Annotated in this window: 16 protein-coding genes; 7 read left to right on the top strand and 9 right to left on the bottom strand. The window is 42.5% G+C overall.

Annotated features, from left to right (window positions below):
• Positions 1–76: 76 nt before the first annotated feature.
• The 6 genes from DMB45_RS00660 to DMB45_RS00635 all read left to right on the top strand — a co-directional run bounded on the left by DMB45_RS00660 (position 77) and on the right by DMB45_RS00635 (position 4929).
• On the top strand, positions 77–619 hold the full coding sequence (locus DMB45_RS00660; RefSeq protein ID WP_041503947.1) for a DUF1599 domain-containing protein: 543 nt from the start codon (positions 77–79) through the stop codon (positions 617–619).
• Positions 616–1884 (top strand): BT_3928 family protein, encoded by a 1269-nt coding sequence (locus tag DMB45_RS00655; RefSeq protein ID WP_041503948.1) that lies wholly within the window; start codon positions 616–618, stop codon positions 1882–1884. The genes DMB45_RS00660 and DMB45_RS00655 overlap by 4 nt, the downstream gene beginning before the upstream one ends.
• 4 nt (positions 1885–1888) lie before the next feature.
• The gene (tpiA, locus tag DMB45_RS00650; RefSeq protein ID WP_041503949.1) at positions 1889–2659 is read left to right on the top strand and encodes a triose-phosphate isomerase; all 771 of its coding nucleotides are present in this window, start codon (positions 1889–1891) and stop codon (positions 2657–2659) included.
• Positions 2660–2784: 125 nt separating this feature from the next.
• Positions 2785–3339: an RNA polymerase sigma factor gene (locus DMB45_RS00645; RefSeq protein ID WP_041503950.1), complete on the top strand. Its 555-nt coding sequence runs from the start codon at positions 2785–2787 to the stop codon at positions 3337–3339.
• Positions 3320–3829 (top strand): hypothetical protein, encoded by a 510-nt coding sequence (locus DMB45_RS00640; RefSeq protein WP_041503951.1) that lies wholly within the window; start codon positions 3320–3322, stop codon positions 3827–3829. The genes DMB45_RS00645 and DMB45_RS00640 overlap by 20 nt, the downstream gene beginning before the upstream one ends.
• A gap of 11 nt (positions 3830–3840) precedes the next feature.
• Complete coding sequence (locus DMB45_RS00635; protein ID WP_041503952.1) at positions 3841–4929, top strand: hypothetical protein; 1089 nt, start codon at positions 3841–3843, stop codon at positions 4927–4929.
• 41 nt (positions 4930–4970) lie between these two features.
• Here DMB45_RS00635 and DMB45_RS00630 read toward each other — a convergent pair whose 3' ends face one another.
• From DMB45_RS00630 to DMB45_RS00615, 4 genes are all read right to left on the bottom strand, one after another.
• Entirely contained in the window at positions 4971–6899 is a 1929-nt protein-coding gene (locus tag DMB45_RS00630; protein ID WP_041504984.1) for a dipeptidyl-peptidase 3 family protein, read from the bottom strand.
• Between the two features lie 74 nt (positions 6900–6973).
• Positions 6974–7642: a TrmH family RNA methyltransferase gene (locus tag DMB45_RS00625; RefSeq protein ID WP_041503954.1), complete on the bottom strand. Its 669-nt coding sequence runs from the start codon at positions 7640–7642 to the stop codon at positions 6974–6976.
• Between the two features lie 68 nt (positions 7643–7710).
• Positions 7711–7980, bottom strand: a complete 270-nt coding sequence (locus DMB45_RS00620) for an HU family DNA-binding protein (RefSeq protein WP_041503955.1) — start codon at positions 7978–7980, stop codon at positions 7711–7713.
• Between the two features lie 144 nt (positions 7981–8124).
• Positions 8125–9672 (bottom strand): NAD(P)/FAD-dependent oxidoreductase, encoded by a 1548-nt coding sequence (locus tag DMB45_RS00615; protein ID WP_041503956.1) that lies wholly within the window; start codon positions 9670–9672, stop codon positions 8125–8127.
• Positions 9673–9797: 125 nt separating this feature from the next.
• On the opposite strand from DMB45_RS00615, the gene DMB45_RS00610 reads away from it, so the two are divergent.
• Positions 9798–10553: an SDR family NAD(P)-dependent oxidoreductase gene (locus tag DMB45_RS00610; RefSeq protein WP_041503957.1), complete on the top strand. Its 756-nt coding sequence runs from the start codon at positions 9798–9800 to the stop codon at positions 10551–10553.
• Between the two features lie 66 nt (positions 10554–10619).
• Here DMB45_RS00610 and pbpC read toward each other — a convergent pair whose 3' ends face one another.
• The 5 genes from pbpC to DMB45_RS00585 all read right to left on the bottom strand — a co-directional run bounded on the left by pbpC (position 10620) and on the right by DMB45_RS00585 (position 17293).
• A complete protein-coding gene (gene pbpC, locus DMB45_RS00605) occupies positions 10620–12980 on the bottom strand; it encodes a penicillin-binding protein 1C (RefSeq protein WP_041503958.1) in 2361 nt (786 codons plus the stop codon).
• A 43-nt stretch (positions 12981–13023) separates the two neighbouring features.
• Complete coding sequence (fmt, locus tag DMB45_RS00600; protein WP_041503959.1) at positions 13024–13980, bottom strand: methionyl-tRNA formyltransferase; 957 nt, start codon at positions 13978–13980, stop codon at positions 13024–13026.
• Positions 13973–15427 (bottom strand): LptF/LptG family permease, encoded by a 1455-nt coding sequence (locus tag DMB45_RS00595; protein WP_110688420.1) that lies wholly within the window; start codon positions 15425–15427, stop codon positions 13973–13975. The genes fmt and DMB45_RS00595 overlap by 8 nt, the downstream gene beginning before the upstream one ends.
• Positions 15428–15547: 120 nt before the next feature.
• Positions 15548–15925 carry an START-like domain-containing protein gene (locus tag DMB45_RS00590; protein ID WP_041503961.1) on the bottom strand — a complete coding sequence of 126 codons (378 nt, stop codon included), beginning with the start codon at positions 15923–15925 and terminating at the stop codon, positions 15548–15550.
• Positions 15926–15979: 54 nt separating this feature from the next.
• Positions 15980–17293, bottom strand: coding sequence for a YihY/virulence factor BrkB family protein (locus DMB45_RS00585; RefSeq protein WP_041503962.1), 1314 nt, complete (start codon positions 17291–17293; stop codon positions 15980–15982).
• Between the last annotated feature and the right edge of the window lie 44 nt (positions 17294–17337).

Here is a 17337-nt window from a genome sequence, read left to right as displayed (position 1 = left end):
AACTATTGTCCCTATTTTTACACATCAAAATAACAATTAGTTTTTTTAATATCATAATTTAAAAAATAGAACGAAGATGTCGGATACAGCCCAACAATATGATAGAGTGATAGATACCTGTCAAGATATTTTTGTTAAAAAAATGCAAGACTATGGAACAGCCTGGAGAATTCTCAGACCGACCTCCATCACGGATCAAATATATATTAAGGCCAACCGAATTCGCAGTATCGAGCAAAAAGGAATCTCGAAAGTAAACGAGGGTATCGTTCCCGAATTCATTGGTATTATAAACTATGCTATCATGGGACTTATACAGCTGGAGTTAGGTCCGGGGAATCGTAGCTCTCAGGAAGAGATACTCCGGCTTTATCAAGCCTATTTCCAAAAGGCCAAAGCATTAATGTTAAACAAAAACCACGATTACGATGAAGCCTGGAGAGCAATGCGTATCAGTTCCTATACCGATTTGATCCTGATGAAAATAAACCGTACGAAACAAATCGAGGATCATCAAGGAAATACCATTATCTCGGAAGGAATAGATGCGAACTATTACGACATGATCAACTATGCCGTATTCGGTCTGATTCGCCTTGTTGTTGAAAAAGAGATATGAAAATTATTCGAGACTGTTGCAGAATCATCGTCGGAATTGTATTTATCTATTCCGGATTTGTAAAAGGTATCGATCCTTTAGGATCGATGTACAAATTCACGGACTATTTCAATGCTTTTGGAATCGGGTGGGCAAGCACATGCTCTCTTTTTCTCTCCTTCGTATTATCTCTCGCGGAATTTTTAGTGGGTACGGCATTACTATTCAACGCGTGCACGCGATGGGCTATAAAAGGAGCTCTTATTTTCATGGGAATATTCACCCCGCTAACTCTCGTTCTGGCCTTAACAAACCCGGTCAGCGACTGTGGTTGTTTCGGAGATGCGATCGTGTTAAGCAACTGGGCAACATTTTGGAAAAATACCATTCTCCTCCTTTTAACCCTCACGCTATTTCTAAATAGAAAACGATTTCACTCTTCGCTTCACTGGTTTAAGCAACTCTCTCTTCTTTTGCTATCAGGAGGAATGATGCTCTTTCTTTCATTGCATTGTTACCTGTATCTTCCCATATTGGATTTCCGTCCTTACGCCGTCGGAAAAAACATAACGGAAGGTATGCTGTTACCGGAAGGAGCAGAACCGGATCAATACGAAGTTATTCTGAAATACAAAAATAAGCAGACAGGCGAGATCAAACCGTTTACGGAACAAAATTATCCGTGGCAAGACACCCTTACCTGGGAATACCATAGCTCTTCCGAACGTTTGGTAAAAAAAGGATACACTCCTCCCATTCACGATCTGCTTATCGATCATCCCGATTTAGGAGAGATTACAGAAGAAATTCTGCAAGACAATAACTATACCTTTTTAGCCGTCCACTACAACATCAACCTGAGTTCCGCAAAACATCAGGAGGCAATTAACGAATTGGCCCGGTATGCCCGGGAGCAAGGCTACCGCTTTTACGGATTGACCTCCTCCTCTCAAGAAGAAGTCCGAACCTACAAGAACCGTTATAAGGTTCCCTACGACTTTTGTACGGCCGACGAGATCCAGTTAAAGACGATGATCCGTTCCAATCCGGGCCTTATTTTATTAAACAAAGGAACCATTTTAGGTAAATGGTCAAAAAATGATATTCCCCAAACCGATGAATTAAAAAATAAGGATCTGACAGCATTCTGTGTCTACAAACAACAAGAATTAAAGTCTAAATATTTGGTTTACTCCTTAATCCTTCTTTTCTTTGTAATGTATTTCCTATTTCTCGGAAAAAAAAGAAAAAAGGCAGATCATACACATTTCAAAATATTAAATTAAAGATATGAGAAAGAAAATCGTAGCAGGCAACTGGAAAATGAACAAAACCTTTGCCGAAGGTATCGAATTGGCAAGAGAGGTAAACGACTATGTACGTTTCAAAGAGGGCGCAGAAGGTGTAACTGTCATTTTAGGTACTCCTTTCATTCATCTGGCAAAGGTAGCCAATAATCTGACAGAGCCCAGTATTTCGGTTTCAGCTCAAAACTGCGCCACGGAAAAAGCCGGAGCATACACGGGTGAAATATCTGCCGACATGATTGCTTCGACAGGAGCCAAACATGTCATTTTGGGACATTCCGAAAGAAGATCTTATTACGGTGAAACCAGTCCCGTATTGGTAAAAAAAGTGGCTCAAGCCTTAGATAGCAAATTGAATATTATTTTCTGTGTCGGAGAAGTACTCGAAGAGAGAGAAAGTAACAAACATTTCGAGATCGTGAAACAGCAATTAACCGACGGGTTATTCAATCTTACCCCCGAACAATTCGCACATGTAGTTATAGCTTACGAGCCGGTATGGGCGATCGGAACCGGTAAGACGGCGTCCCCGGATCAAGCTCAGGAGATGCATGCCTTCATTCGCTCCGTTATCAAAGAGAAATACGGGGAAAGCATTGCCGACGAAACCTCTATCCTTTACGGAGGAAGCTGCAATCCTAAAAATGCAGACGAGATTTTTTCCCAACCCGATGTAGACGGAGGATTAATCGGAGGTGCTTCTCTAAAAGCTTCTGATTTTTTTGAAATTATCAAATCTCGTGCAAGACATTAATAGTAAAATATTTAAACTTTACAAATCTGTGTTTTCCAAGAAAGCACAGATTTTTTTTACAAAAAAATTCCATTTTGATGCAGCAAATTTCACTATTTGACGTCATATAGACAGAAGAGCACGATATGAGCGATTATAAAACAATATTACAACGCTGTCGAAAACGGGAAAAACGGGCCCAACTGGAATTTTATTCACTGTTCTATAAAAGTGTTTATAACAGTTGTCTTCGTATCTTGAGAAATCCTCAAGAATCGGAGGAAGTCATGCAAGAGACCTTCTTAAAGGTCCTCGACAAAATAGAAAATTACGAAGGAGAAGCAGAAAACATGGAAAGAATCCTCAAAAGAATCGCGATCAATCATGCTATCGATTTATGCCGGAAACGAAAAATCCGGTTTGTGGAGATAACGGAAACAACAGATTGTTGCGAAGAGGAAGAGGAAAACAAGGGAGAGACAGAGTTACAATTAGAGGTTATCCACCGGATGATGCAACAACTTCCCCAGGGATACCGGATGATACTTAATTTGCATCTTATCGAAGGTTTCGATTACAACGAGATTGCAAATCAATTGGAACTCTCTCCTTCCACGGTTCGCTCTCAATTTGTCAGAGCAAAACAGAAATTAATCGAATTAATTAAAAAGAATTATTACTATGAGTCATTCGCTGGATGAACAAATTAAAAAACTTAAAGAAAACTGCGACGGAGCCTTGCCTACTCCCGGGCATTTCGAACGTTTTGAACAACGTTTGGAGCTTCACCGGAAAAACAAAAGAAAACTCCGCACCAGATGGATAGCCGTAAGTACTGTTGCTGCCGGCACGATATTGTTTTTTTTAGCGCATCATTTTTATTTCCTCCAGCCTATCGATGATTCTCAGGAATCCATCGCAGAAGTTGCAGCTTATTATTGTCAACAACTGGAAGAAGAGATTGAAAAAATCGAACAACAAGCAAGCGATATGGACGAATCCGAACGCCAACGTTTGTTAGAGGACATCCAGAAAATGAAGAAAGAATCCTACAAACTGGAAAAAGAGGTCACGCTGATGTCGCACGAGGAACACATTGCACAAATCGTTCAATGCTATAACTTGCAAATAAAATCATTACAATCCATACAAGAGATTCTTGCAAAGGTCATGAACCCAATTAAATATTAACCGCTATCATTATGAAAACAAGATTCATTTTACTGACAGGCTTTATACTGCTATTCTTTATCGGCACCGTAAATGCCAGGGACAGGGTTGAAAAACGAACGATTGAAAAACGCTTCAAAACAACCGGAGAAACCCATCTGCAAATCGATAACAAATACGGCATTCTTGTCATCCAGGAATGGGATAAAGATGAGGTGGAATTTGCCATACAAATCGTCTGTAGGGGCAAGAATCAAAAAACGGCAGAAGAGATGCTCAAGCGGACCAGTGTAAAACTCGAGCAATCCGATGATAAGATCTTCGCTACAACAAATTTCGCAACCAGTCCGAACGAGAACAGCAAAGGAAGCAGCACCACCGTAAATTACCTGATCAATGTTCCCACATCGACCTACCTTCATCTAAAAAATAAATACGGGAATATACAATTGGATTATGTTTCAAAGCCCATAGAGATCGAACTTGAGCACGGGAACATATACGCCCACCGTCTGGAAGGAGATAACAATAAAATCAGTATAAACTACGGAGTTATACAGGTTCTGAAATCCGGAAGCATGGAGCTGAACATGAAAAGAGGTGAAGCTCGCATTGACCAATTACCCGATCTTAAATTAACCGGTTACTATACTTCTCTATTTTCAAATATAATTAACAATCTTCAAGTAACCTCAACGAAATACAGTCAATTAAAACTGGGAAGAGTCAACACCGTAAATTTCGGTTTCAGTACCCTATGGACGAGCATCGACATTCGACAACTCGAGCAAAAATTCGAAGGTGCCAGATTGCAGTATTGTACGGTTTCGATCGATACGATTTCTCCCAACTTCTCATCCATAGACATCGATGCGATGCATTCCAAAGTGACTCTGGGCATCAATCAAAAACACAATACAAAAATCGATCTCTCGGCACCTTACGGAGATATCGTTCTAAACGGGTTAGAAATAAATCATGCCGCTCGGAGTCATAATTCCCAAAATCCCTATCCCCTACAGACTACAGGATATATAGGAAGGACATCAAATCCGAGAGCCAAAATCAAAATATCGACTTCATACGCAACTATTACGTTCAAAAATAAAGTTACCGATTAAACACCCAAACCTTTCAAACCTTTCTATCGAAGCGCTGTCTCTTACTTCTCAGGACAGCGCTTTTTCGTGTCCATACCGTATCTCAACATCTGTGACAGAAAATCATCCGGGTAATCAACAGTTACATCCGTGATCTTTCCCTCTTCCTCCACCAACGTGTATTCCGGATTGATAAAACCTGCATAAGGAGCCACATTCAATTTCTGATAACGCTCCAAAACCTCCCGATGCAAATCCCGGTCAATGACAACCCCGTACCTCTCCACGAGATATTTAGCCCCCTCGTAATCACCTTCCGATTTTACCCGCTGTATCTCCGCCAACAACTTCCCGAACAAAATGCGCAAAGCATCGAAATCCCGGATCACAAAATAAGTCTTCCCTTCTTTTTTTATTTTTTCAATCACGCCATCTGCTTTTCCTTGTTCATACACCCACGAAGCAATCAACTGACGATTACGCATATGCGACTCTTCCAAATTACTCCCTAACTTTACCCGGGTCAATTGTACAAGCAAGCCGTTACGAATGTAACTGCAATACTCGCTTTTAGCCACCTCCAAGGAAGGAATAATTCCCAACTCTACCAATTGGGGGTCCATAATATAATAAAGAGCGAATAAATCCGCTCGTGTCTCCTCTATCGTTGAATAGTAATTTTTCAAAGCCTCCTGTCCGACTCCCGGTAACATCTTACCGGAACCGTGTCCTAAACACTCGTGCAGGTCCGTATGCACGTTACTCCCCTGATAACCGTATTCTTTAGCCAACATTTTTTCCTCGTCGGAATAGGTAAACTCATCCACCACTCCGGATCCCAAAGAAGCCATATGATAAGCATAAGTAATATTATCCAACGTGACGGATTTACTGCCGTACCGTTCGCGAATCCACTCGGCATTCGGCAGATTAATCCCGATAGGGGTAGCCGGATGACAATCCCCTCCTAACATGGCCACCTGCATCACCCGAGCTATTATTCCCGAAACCTCTGTTTTTTTGAAACGGTCGTCAATAGGCGCATGTTGTTCAAACCAAAGGGCATGTTCGGCCAATTTACGCGTACGTTCGCAAGCCTCCTCGTCCACGATTTGCACGACAGACTCCCAGCTCGCTTTATAAGCCAACGGATCTCCATAAACCTCGATAAAACCGTTGATAAAATCTATTCGAGCCCGATGTTCTTTCAGCCATTCGATGGAATAAACGTCAAAAGTAGCCAAATCTCCCGTCCGGTAAAATTCAATCAGTTTTTCAACGACTTTATGCTGCTGCTCGTTACCGACATACGCTAAAGCTTTCTGCAAATATTCCACAATACGTCCGATAATTTCCCCGTATTTTCCATTTACATACCAAACTTCTTCTTCCAGCTCCCCCTTACTGTTTTTTACTAACGTCGAATTCAAGCCGTAACTCACCGGATGTTTCTCCGAGCCTTTCATAGCTCCGTAAAAACGTTCGACCTCCCTCTGAGACACCCCTTCGTAATAATGATTAGCCGACGCCTGAATCAAATCCTTTCCTTCGTCCAACACAACCCGTTTAGACATGTACGCGGGATCGAAAACAATTCGCTGCAATCCCTGAAATTCATTTTCCAATCCGACATCTTTCAACAATAACCGGAAATAGCATTCGGAGAAAGGAGGACTAAACTTCTCCATGGAATAGTGATGGTGAATGCCATTGGCAAAAAAAACTTTTTTGGCATAGATCACAAAAGACCGGTATTCCTCGCAAGATCGATCTCCCTTGTACTCCGTCAATATTTTCTCTAATACTTTTCGAATCCTAAGATTGTATTTATTATTCTGATCCCACAATATATCACGCCCGGCAATGGCTGCCCGACTCAAGTAATAGACAAATAATTTTTCTTTTAGAGGTAATGTCTCGAAAGCAGGAACCTCATAACGTAGTATCTTTATATCGTCAAATTGCTCGGAAAAAAACTCAAATGCTTTCATGCTACCTTTCTTAATAATGAATTACAAATATACGCTCATCTCTGTTTTTTGTTGGCATACTCCGCCATATATTATTAAGAATTAAAACGTTCCAATATTTGATCGGAAGCTTTAACAGCATGTTTATACCAAGTTAACAAAACCCTGTACCGTTCCTCTTCCGGCATATGCCATTCGATATCACTCTTTCGAAGCCTTTGCACGACACTGTACATCAGCAAAGCCGCACATACGCTAACGTTATAACTTTCGGTAAAACCGTAAATAGGTACCTTCACAAATTCATCCGCCTCAGCCAACACCTTATCAGATAAACCCGTCAATTCCGTTCCGAAGAAAAAAGCCATTTTCCCTTTATGCAGATCCATATCATCTATCAACTGATCTTTTTCATGAGGCGTCGTAGCCACGATCCGATAACCTTGCTCTCTCAACGCCCGAATAGCCGACATCGTATTATCCCTTGTATTACGGTAACGATGCAAGGTCAACCATTCCATAGCCCCCACGGATATCTCGGAGTTATCCTCAAATTTATTCTCATTTTCAATCACATGAATATTCTGAACGCCAAAACAATCACACGAACGTAAAACGGCACTACAATTATGCTGCTGATACAAATCTTCCAAAACGACCGTCAGGTAGCTCGTACGCTCCATGCTCAAACGCCGGAATAAATCGTTCCGGTAATCTGTCACAAACCGGCTTAAATACTCTACTTGTTCTTTGACCGTATGCATATATTTTCCACTCTAAAACAAAAAAAGGGTGCTGAATCCAACACCCTTCTTTTTATGGTTCTCAATAATTATAAGCTTTCTGCCAATTCTGCACCAGCTTTAAATCTTACCACTTTCTTTGCAGGAATCTGAATTGTTTTTCCAGTTTGAGGATTTCTTCCACTCCGGGCACTTCTCTCCGATACAGAGAATGAACCGAAACCTACTAACGCAACCTTTTCGTCATTTTTCAAAGATTGACCAACTGTTTCAACAAAAGCTTCCAAAGCTTTTTTGGAATCTGCTTTACTTAAACCTGCTTTTACTGCAATCGCATCTATTAACTGAGCTTTGTTCATAACAAAAAATTTTAGGATTAGAATAATAATATAATCTTTATGTTTTGACAAATGTAGGTAATTTCTGCAGGAATACAAATTTTCTGATAAAAAAACAAAAGACTTTTAGTGTTAACCTGTTAATATATACTAAAATCGCCCTATTTAGAGAGTAAATACATCTACACATCCCTCCCCGTCCATAGCCGCAGATACGATCCCCCCGGCATACCCCGCCCCCTCTCCGCAAGGATAAAGACCTTCAATCTCCGGATGGACCATCCGTTCAGGCAATCTGGGAATTCTGACCGGAGCCGATGTTCTGGTTTCAACACCCAAAAGAAGGGCATCTTCATGAATAAATCCCCGGGATTTTCGCCCGAACTGTTCCAAACCGGCAAGCAAACGTCGATATACCGGTGAAGGAAGCCATTCCCTGAATAGAGTTGGCCGTAATCCGGGTTTATAAGAAGATTTAGGAAACGAAACACTCTCCTTATTCACCATAAAATGAGTCAACCGCTGGGCGGGAGCTACTAATTTTCCCCCTCCCTCTTCCCAAGCACGATATTCTAAATCGCTCTGAAACTCCATACCTCCAAAAAGGCCGGTATACCGCAACTCTTTCAACTCTTCTTCCCCAATGGAAGTGACAATAGCAGAGTTCGCCCAAGCCGTATTCCGGCCCGAGGAAGACATTCCGTTCACTACCTGTTGTTCGGGTCCCGTACAAGCAGGAACAACAACACCGCCAGGACACATACAAAAAGAGTAAACACCCCGGCCGTTGATATTAGTCACGAAACTATATTCTGCGGCCGGTAAAAAATCACCGCGTCCGGCAGGATTATGATATTGAATCCGGTCTATGACCTCTTGAGGATGTTCCAAACGAAGTCCGACGGCAAATTCTTTGGTGAGCATTAAAACAGAACGAGCCTGCAACATACGATACACATCCCGAGCGGAATGTCCCGTTGCCAAAATAACCCGGTCTGCCAATACCTCACCCTCGTCAATCAAAACCCCCTTCATCTTATTCTCCTCGATCAAAATATCTTTTACACGACTATTAAAACGCACTTCTCCGCCGTATCGTTCAATGGTTTTACGAATATTAACAATTACACCGGGTAGTTTATCCGTCCCGATATGAGGATGAGCATCAATCAATATAGACTCAGAAGCACCATGATATACTAAAATCTCCAATATACGATTTACATTTCCCCGTTTCTTGGAACGAGTGAATAATTTACCATCCGAAAAGGTACCGGCTCCCCCTTCTCCAAATCCATAGTTAGAATCCATATTTACCGATCCGGTCTTATAAAGCTGATTCAAATCCTTCTTTCGTTCCTCCACACTTTTTCCTCTCTCCAACACGATCGGACGCAAACCTTTTTCAATCAACCGCAAGGCAGCAAAAAGACCGGCGGGGCCGGCTCCCACCACAACGACGGGACGAGCTTTCGACACGTCCTTGTACATCGGTATAAACTGGCGTTCACGCTGCTCCACTTCATCGATAAAGACCCCCAGCTTTAACTGCATCATCACTCGCCTCTGTCGCGCATCGATAGACTTTTTAATCACCTCGGTATGCTTAATCCGCACACGCTCCACATGCAACGTTCTTACCAACAAATAGAGTATCTTTTCCTTGTCGCAAGCCTCTTCCGGTGTTACCCTCAATTCTACCTCTTTATACATACATTATCCTATAAATGACCCAAACACTGAAGGTACGAAAATAGATATTTTATAACGAGAAACTTTCATAAAACTTTAAAAAAATCATACCTTCGCATAATTAAAACAAATATATACAATATATCATGAACAAAATAGCATTAATCACCGGAGTCACTTCCGGGATTGGAAAAGCAACAGCCGTAAAATTAGCAGAAACAGGTTTCGACCTTATTATTACCGGACGGAGAAGCGATCGTTTACACGCTTTGGAAGAAGAATTGCAAAAGAAAGGTGTTCAAGTAATATCGCTCCATTTTGATGTCCGGAATCAGATGGAAGTAAAACAAGCCATTTCCTCTTTACCGGAAGCATGGAAAAATATAGATGTACTCGTGAACAACGCCGGACTTGCCGTAGGAACCAATCCTATTCAAGACGGTTTGATAGAGGATTGGGAAAGAATGATCGATACGAATATCAAAGGGCTGCTTTACGTGACCCGTGAAATTGCACCCCTTATGATAAAGAATCAAAAAGGACATATTGTAAATTTAGCCTCTGTAGCGGGGAAAGAAGTATACCCCGGAGGTAACGTATATTGTGCTACCAAGCATGCCGTAGACGCTTTGTCTAAAGCGATGCGGACCGACATGTTAAAACACAACATCAAAGTAACCAATATAGCACCGGGAATGGTAGAAACGGAGTTTTCCATTGTACGTTACAAAGGAGACGAAAAAGCAGCCCAAAACGTATACAACGGGATGACACCTCTGACAGGAGAGGATATAGCGGATACAATCGTATTCGCGGTCACGCGTCCCGCTCATGTATGCCTAAACGACATTATGATTATGCCTACCGCCCAGGCAAATTCCAGGGATGTAAACAGGAAATAATAGAATCCCCGTAAAATAAAACGGGCCCTCTTTTTCTCGACATAGCCCGTTTTATTTTTTACAATATCATAAATTTTCGTCACCTTTTACGACATAAAAAGGTTGACGCAAAGTATTTCCAACCGCATCGACCAAATATAGGACATGATAACCCGGAGTTACACTAATTTCTATCTGGTGTTGGTTACGAGTCATTCCAACGTATTCGTCATCGATGTGCCAATACACTTTCATCGAAGGTTCCCGGTGAGCGATCTCGAAAACGACCCCTTTGGATTTTCCTCCCAAATCCTTAGGAATAAAAACCCTTAACCCTTTTTGCGGATAGATCATCTCCATCATTTCATCCTCCGACTTACAATCCCCTCGCTTGGGAGGCATCCGGAGATAATCCGCATGAGTTTGGGAGTAATACCACTCCTGAGCCGGAGAAAGCACGAACCAGGGGACCGTTTTCATTCGGTACACGGGTTCGCAATCGGCATCTACCCGAAAAGTCCCCGTCCGATCTAAATGAATCAACCGATGGTATGGACACAGAACGGTTTTCATCCCGTTTTCGTTGATCCACACGGTATCAACTTCCGGACATACATCGGATGCCCGGTAGCCGCTTTTACGACACGTAACAACCGGCATCATCTCCTCCTGCGGCTTATAAAATCGGGCCGTACTCCGCAACAAGGCGGCAACCTCGAATAACACGGGAGCGGCGGCTCGTACCCCGATCAAACCGGCGCGACCTTCTCCGTCAGCATTCCCTACCCAAACCCCGACAACATAATCCGGCGTCACGCCTACTGCCCAAGCATCGCGAAAACCGAAACTGGTACCTGTTTTCCAAGCTAATGCCATCGACGAAGCAAAATTTTTCCAACCTACCTCCATATCCGGTCTTTCCACGTGCTGTAACGCCTGAAATGTCAACCAGACAGAAGCAGCATTCAATACCTCACACCTTCCCTCTTTCTGTACCGGAGGTCTATCCGACCACAAATGCAATCGAGCGAACTCGCCGGTATAATAGCTACCGTCATCCGCATTATAATGATGCAGGATAGAAGCCATTCCCCCGTATAAATTACATATATCCCATAAAGAACACTCGGCCCCCCCCAAGATCAGACTTAAGCCGTAATGAGCCGGTTCCCGATACAATGTCGTGATACCCATTCGTTTCAGGTTATCATAAAAATGTTCGACCCCATACCTTCGAAGCAAACGCACGAAAGGTATATTCAAAGACATGGCCAAAGCCTGATCGGCGGGCACGACTCCCTGAAATTCTTTGTTAAAATTAGAGGGTACATACCCTCCAAAGCGGGAAGGAATGTCCGACAATAAAGTTTTTGGCAAAATATCGCCGGAATACTGCATTAACGCATACAAAGCCGGCTTCAATATACTTCCGGAACTCCGGTTGGAAGTAACGATATCCACCTGATTACCTCCGTTTTCTCTTACCTTGGGACTATTCCCCACGTAAGCCCTGACCTCTCCCGAAGGTATATGCCCCACCAACACCGCCGCATTGTAAATATGATTGTGTTTCAAAATAGCGATATGCCGTTTAACAATCTCGTTTACACGACCTTGCAACCCCGCATCGATTGTCGATCGACTTACTTCTCCCCTACGGTATTTATAAGCTTTTGTCAATACATGAGGAACAATACACTCCGTGTTATATATTTTTTCAGGCAAAGGTTCCGCTATCGCCAACTCCAAATCCTCCCGATCGAGGTTTCCCTTCCGGTATAATCTACGTAATAAATCGTCTCTTTTCTTCTTCAAAAGAGGCATATTCTTCCCGGGAAATATTAAAGCCGGAGCATTAGGCAGTACGGCTAACAAACAGGCCTCGGCCCAGCTTAACTCGTTTGGTTTGCGATTAAAGTATTTCAAAGCCGCAGCTTCCAATCCCACGATATTACTTCCGAAAGGTGCATGTGCCGCGTATAAATTCAATATTTCCCATTTCGTGTAACTCTGTTCTAACCGAACAGCCAACAACATCTCAATTATCTTTTCAGGAACCGTACGAGGAGGATTACGACGAGCCAAACGGACAACCTGCATGGTTAAAGTACTCCCTCCGCTCACGATAGAACCGTTCTTTATATTCAACCACAAAGCCCGAGCAATAGCAAAAGGATCGACGCCCCGATGCGACAAAAAACAGTTATCTTCAAAACTCAACAGGGCCGTTACGTATTTTTCGGAAATGCTACTCTTTCCCCGGATCCGGTATTGACCGTCGTCCGCAACGGTAATCCCCATCACCTCTCCTTCCCGATCTAAGACCACGGTGGAATAAGGAACCGTAAACAACGGATCCGGTAAAAACAAACACCAAAAGGCAACAAACGCTCCTCCTATCACTACAATAAGTATCCACGTTATTCGAAATAACTTCCGGCTTTTCATTATTCGTCTCATTGTCACACCGAACCGGTTCCATCGATCTGCTCTATAACAGATAATCGGCCATACGAAATCCCCTCAAGAATGCTTCGGTCGTCATTCGTTTCTTCCCGGAAAGCTGCAACTCTTTCACTTCGATATACCCCCCCTTCACATAGATCCGGATAAAATCTTTACCATCCGTATCGAGAGTTACCGGAAAATTATGTTCCAGTAATTTCCGTTCCGCTTTAAATAATTTTACCGATATGACCTCACCCGTAACCTTATGGCGTAATTCCGTCCATGCTGCAGGAAAAGGAGAGAGTCCCCGTATATGATTATAAATCCGCTCCACACTCCAGGACCAATTTATTTTCATATCCTCCTTAAATATCTTCGGAGCTTGTTTGGGTTCCCGTCCCTGCAACAACGTCGTCTGATCCGTTAAAGGATAATGACCTTCAGCTATGGCCTCGGCGGTCTTTAAAAGCAAATCCGCACCTACCTCCATTAGACGATCGTGTAGCTCCCCGGCCGTCATTTCCTCATCGATTTTCACTTTCTGCTGAAAAATGATATTTCCCGTATCAACCTCGTGTTTCAACAAAAAAGTAGATACCCCGCTATAATGTTCTCCGTTCATAATAGCCCAATTGATAGGAGCAGCTCCACGGTAATCCGGCAATAAGGAGGCATGCAAATTCACCGTTCCGAATGGAGGCATATTCCATACGATCTCTGGCAACATCTTAAAGGCTACGACAAACTGCAAATCGGCCCGCAAACTCCGCAGTTGCTCTAAAAAGGAGGGGTCCCGGAAACGTTCCGGTTGCAATACAGGCAAACGATGAGCCACGGCATATTTCTTTACAGCCGATTCCTGAAGTTTTTGCCCCCGTCCCGCCGGTTTATCCGGATTGGTTACGACCCCGACGATCTGATGCCCTGCTTCCATTAACCTTTGCAAAGGAAGAACCGCGAAATCAGGAGTTCCCATATACACAATTCTCAACTTATGCATTTTTCTTCTTTTTAAAAAATCCCACGATTTTCTTTACAAAATTCGCATAGGCTTCCGTGCTCATTACTGCAGAATCGGTCATGGCCGTATAAGTCAGGAACGCACCTAACGGCAAAAGCACCACGGAAGAGATCCACATCCCTTGCCAAGGCTCCAATACTCCTTCTCTGGCCGCCCTTTCACCCATCATCCAAATAATATAATAGACGATAAACAAAAAAATAGAGACTACAACCGGCATACCTAATCCTCCTTTACGGATAATTCCTCCCAAAGGAGCTCCTATGAAAAAAAAGATAAAACAGGCAAATGAAAGAGTGAATTTTCTATGCCATTCGATCTGATGTCTCCGAATCGTCTCTTCCCGGGAAGAAAGATAACTCAAATCGTTCCAATGAAATTGTTTCGCAGCACGAGCAAACCCCACAGCTTCCTCCAACATCCTTTTCTGTTCCTTCGCATCGAAAGAGGTATATAAACTATCCAAGTCCTGTATCTTACCCTCCGTTTCCTCGCGCAAAACACTGTCCCGCTTGGCATTTCTTACCCGTTGTCTTACATAATTAGTAGACAACATCCGGTCGGCATCCATCTCCTTACGGGATTTCAACCCCGTTTGCAACGAATCTATCGCTACCTCGAGTTGTTTGATACTCAACATATTGTATCCACCCCTGAAGTTATCTTCGTTTGTCCTCGAAAACTCATTCCCTGACAAAGGAATAGAAAAATACTGTTTGTCAAAGTCTACACGCCGAAAAGGAAATGTAGTCCGGTTATTCGACTTCAACCCCTCATCCGTACTTGTATTGCCATGGAAAAGCTCCACCTCCATATATCTTCCGTCGGGACTCGCCTCCATGCGTCCGGAATCGGCAATGGTCACCTCGTAATTTTTAGATAAACCGGTATGATTATAAATCATCATGTTATACATCATTCCCGTCTCCTTATCTATCTTATCCACCTTGATACTATAATTCTCGATATCGTTTATAAATACCCCCTCTTTCAACGACAATTCCGGTTTCTGGCGTTTTATATCATACAGAAGACTCCCTGCTTTCAAGTTAGCGTAAGGCAACACATTATTCGAAAAGAAAAAAGCCGCAACGGTTAAGATAACGATCAATACGATCAAAGGCTGCATGATCCGGTACAAAGAAATCCCTGCAGCTTTTAAGGCCGTCAACTCGTAATTTTCACCTAAACTCCCGAAAGTCATAATAGAGGCTAACAAAACAGCCAACGGCAATCCCATAGGTACCAACGTCATAGAAACGTAAAACAACAAGTGAGCAATAACACTCCACTCCAATCCTTTTCCCACAAGATCATCGATATACCGCCATAAAAATTGCATGATCAGTACGAACATACTGATGAAAAAGGTGGCCACAAACGGACCAATAAAACTTTTTAACACGAACAGGTGTAACTTCTTCATCTTAAGCACCTTATTTTGATTCATTTATTTTTCTATCCGATACGCCCCCTAAAGGATTCACAAAGATAAAAAAATAACCGTCCATCCCCTCTACTTTTCTATTTTTCCTTTTATCACCTGTCAAGCCCCAATCGTGCGATGGAGCATTTCAATCTGTTTATTCCATAACTCAACTTCATCCGCTTCTTCCTCATTATCCACGAAATCAGTGATAATCAAAGCCACTTCTTCTGTCAGAGGCTCCACATGAAGCGAAAACTCGAGGTATTCATCAGGCTCTTCCGCGTCCTCCCACACGAACCTTACAAATACATTTTTCTTCATGTCCACCAACTTAGCTTGTCTTTCAACACCATCCCACACAAATGTAAAGAGATCACCTTTATATTTCACATCATCAGAAAACCACTCGGATAATCCAGCAGCGGTACTGAGACGAGAGAATAAAACCTTTACCGATGATGAGAAAAGATACTCTAATTCGACTTTTTTCCTCATATCTGAATATATATTTGACCGACAATATATACAAATTTCATCACATACACAAATTCATGCTAATTTATTCGCCGAGAACTCTGCACGTATCGCTTTAGAAAACTGTTCTTTCCACTCCTGATCTTTACTCTCCTCTACCCTCGAAAGGTTCAGAATGATTTCCGCCACGGAAAGCCTGTGGAAATCAGAAGCGGGGTAGTAATAGTAATCGTCATCCTCTTTGGCTACCACAAGTATATGGCGATCCATCAACTCCTCCAGCACCAATCTCAATTTTCCGGTGTTCATCTTCATCTCTTTGTTTATCATCGTCAAACTGGGACCTCCCTCGTTGTTCACGTATACTTTCGCCACGTATTTTACGACCCGGATGGCATGTTCCATCGTCTCCATCCAACCCGTATCCCCGATCAACTCGCTCTTATACATAAAATGCCGATTCCTCAAAATATAACACAACTCCGTTCCCCACAGGACAACACACCAGCTTAACTGTAACCACACCAGCAGTAAGGGCAATGCAGCCAAACTTCCGTATATGGCATTATAAGAAGTCACTCCTATCTGAAAGCGAATGTAAAACCATTGCACTATCTGGTAAACAGTTCCGGCAACCATTCCGGCAATAAAAGCATGTTTGAATTTTACAGGTGCCGCAGGCATAAACATGTACAAAAATATAAATAACATCCATACCAACAGATAAGGTAAAAACTTGAACAAACGCAACAGGTAATCTCCTAAAACAGGAAATTCCGATTTCAAATCGGTTCCCATAAAAACATTCAAACTACTGATCAAAATAATCAGTATCGGAACAATAAAAATAATCGACAGGTAATCCGTAAACATCCGACGTATACTTCGCCCTTTACGAATTCCCCAAATCCGATTCATAGTCAGCTCGGTACTGTTCAGCACCTTGATGACGGACCAGAGAAGAATAACAATTCCAAAACCCGTAACGACCCCACCTTTGGCATTGGCAAGAGCACTGTTGGCATACTCTACGATCGTGGAAGCCAGACTCTCGTTATTGGAAAACTGTCCTCTGATCAACTCTTCTAACGAAGTCCCTACCCCGAACCCCTTGGCTATTGCAAAAGCCAGAGCAACAATCGGAATAAAAGAAAGGATAGAATAAAAAGTCAACGCGGATGCCGACACGTTACAAGCGTCCTTCAAAAAACGATTGATGGAAACGATCAATACGGATAAAGATTTTTGTAACAACTCCGCGATAATAAATCGATGTTGACGGTCTCGTCTCAACACGGCATAATGATAATCAAGATCCGATAAATTTTTAACATTACGCATGATCTCTCTCGCCTTTCTCCTCCAATCGTCAACTTGTACCCGATTCATATCTTATATTTCTACTTGTTCCTTCTGTATGTTTTACGATTTTC

Source organism: Sanguibacteroides justesenii (assembly GCF_003204205.1).
GTDB lineage: Bacteria > Bacteroidota > Bacteroidia > Bacteroidales > Marinifilaceae > Gabonibacter > Gabonibacter massiliensis.
Note: the sequence above shows the minus strand (reverse complement) of the source record. Positions and strands in the feature narration are given on the sequence as shown.

Excerpts from the sequence above, each read along its gene's own strand:
- DMB45_RS00595 (WP_110688420.1), bottom strand. The coding sequence starts at position 15,427 with ATGAAGAAGTTACACCTGTTCGTGTTAAAAAGTTTTATTGGTCCGTTT.
- DMB45_RS00625 (WP_041503954.1), bottom strand. The coding sequence starts at position 7,642 with ATGCATACGGTCAAAGAACAAGTAGAGTATTTAAGCCGGTTTGTGACA.
- DMB45_RS00615 (WP_041503956.1), bottom strand. The coding sequence starts at position 9,672 with ATGTATAAAGAGGTAGAATTGAGGGTAACACCGGAAGAGGCTTGCGAC.
- DMB45_RS00645 (WP_041503950.1), top strand. The coding sequence starts at position 2,785 with ATGAGCGATTATAAAACAATATTACAACGCTGTCGAAAACGGGAAAAA.
- DMB45_RS00585 (WP_041503962.1), bottom strand. The coding sequence starts at position 17,293 with ATGAATCGGGTACAAGTTGACGATTGGAGGAGAAAGGCGAGAGAGATC.
- DMB45_RS00640 (WP_041503951.1), top strand. The coding sequence starts at position 3,320 with ATGAGTCATTCGCTGGATGAACAAATTAAAAAACTTAAAGAAAACTGC.
- DMB45_RS00635 (WP_041503952.1), top strand. The coding sequence starts at position 3,841 with ATGAAAACAAGATTCATTTTACTGACAGGCTTTATACTGCTATTCTTT.
- DMB45_RS00610 (WP_041503957.1), top strand. The coding sequence starts at position 9,798 with ATGAACAAAATAGCATTAATCACCGGAGTCACTTCCGGGATTGGAAAA.
- DMB45_RS00655 (WP_041503948.1), top strand. The coding sequence starts at position 616 with ATGAAAATTATTCGAGACTGTTGCAGAATCATCGTCGGAATTGTATTT.
- fmt (WP_041503959.1), bottom strand. The coding sequence starts at position 13,980 with ATGCATAAGTTGAGAATTGTGTATATGGGAACTCCTGATTTCGCGGTT.
- DMB45_RS00590 (WP_041503961.1), bottom strand. The coding sequence starts at position 15,925 with ATGAGGAAAAAAGTCGAATTAGAGTATCTTTTCTCATCATCGGTAAAG.
- DMB45_RS00630 (WP_041504984.1), bottom strand. The coding sequence starts at position 6,899 with ATGAAAGCATTTGAGTTTTTTTCCGAGCAATTTGACGATATAAAGATA.
- pbpC (WP_041503958.1), bottom strand. The coding sequence starts at position 12,980 with ATGAAAAGCCGGAAGTTATTTCGAATAACGTGGATACTTATTGTAGTG.
- DMB45_RS00620 (WP_041503955.1), bottom strand. The coding sequence starts at position 7,980 with ATGAACAAAGCTCAGTTAATAGATGCGATTGCAGTAAAAGCAGGTTTA.
- tpiA (WP_041503949.1), top strand. The coding sequence starts at position 1,889 with ATGAGAAAGAAAATCGTAGCAGGCAACTGGAAAATGAACAAAACCTTT.
- DMB45_RS00660 (WP_041503947.1), top strand. The coding sequence starts at position 77 with ATGTCGGATACAGCCCAACAATATGATAGAGTGATAGATACCTGTCAA.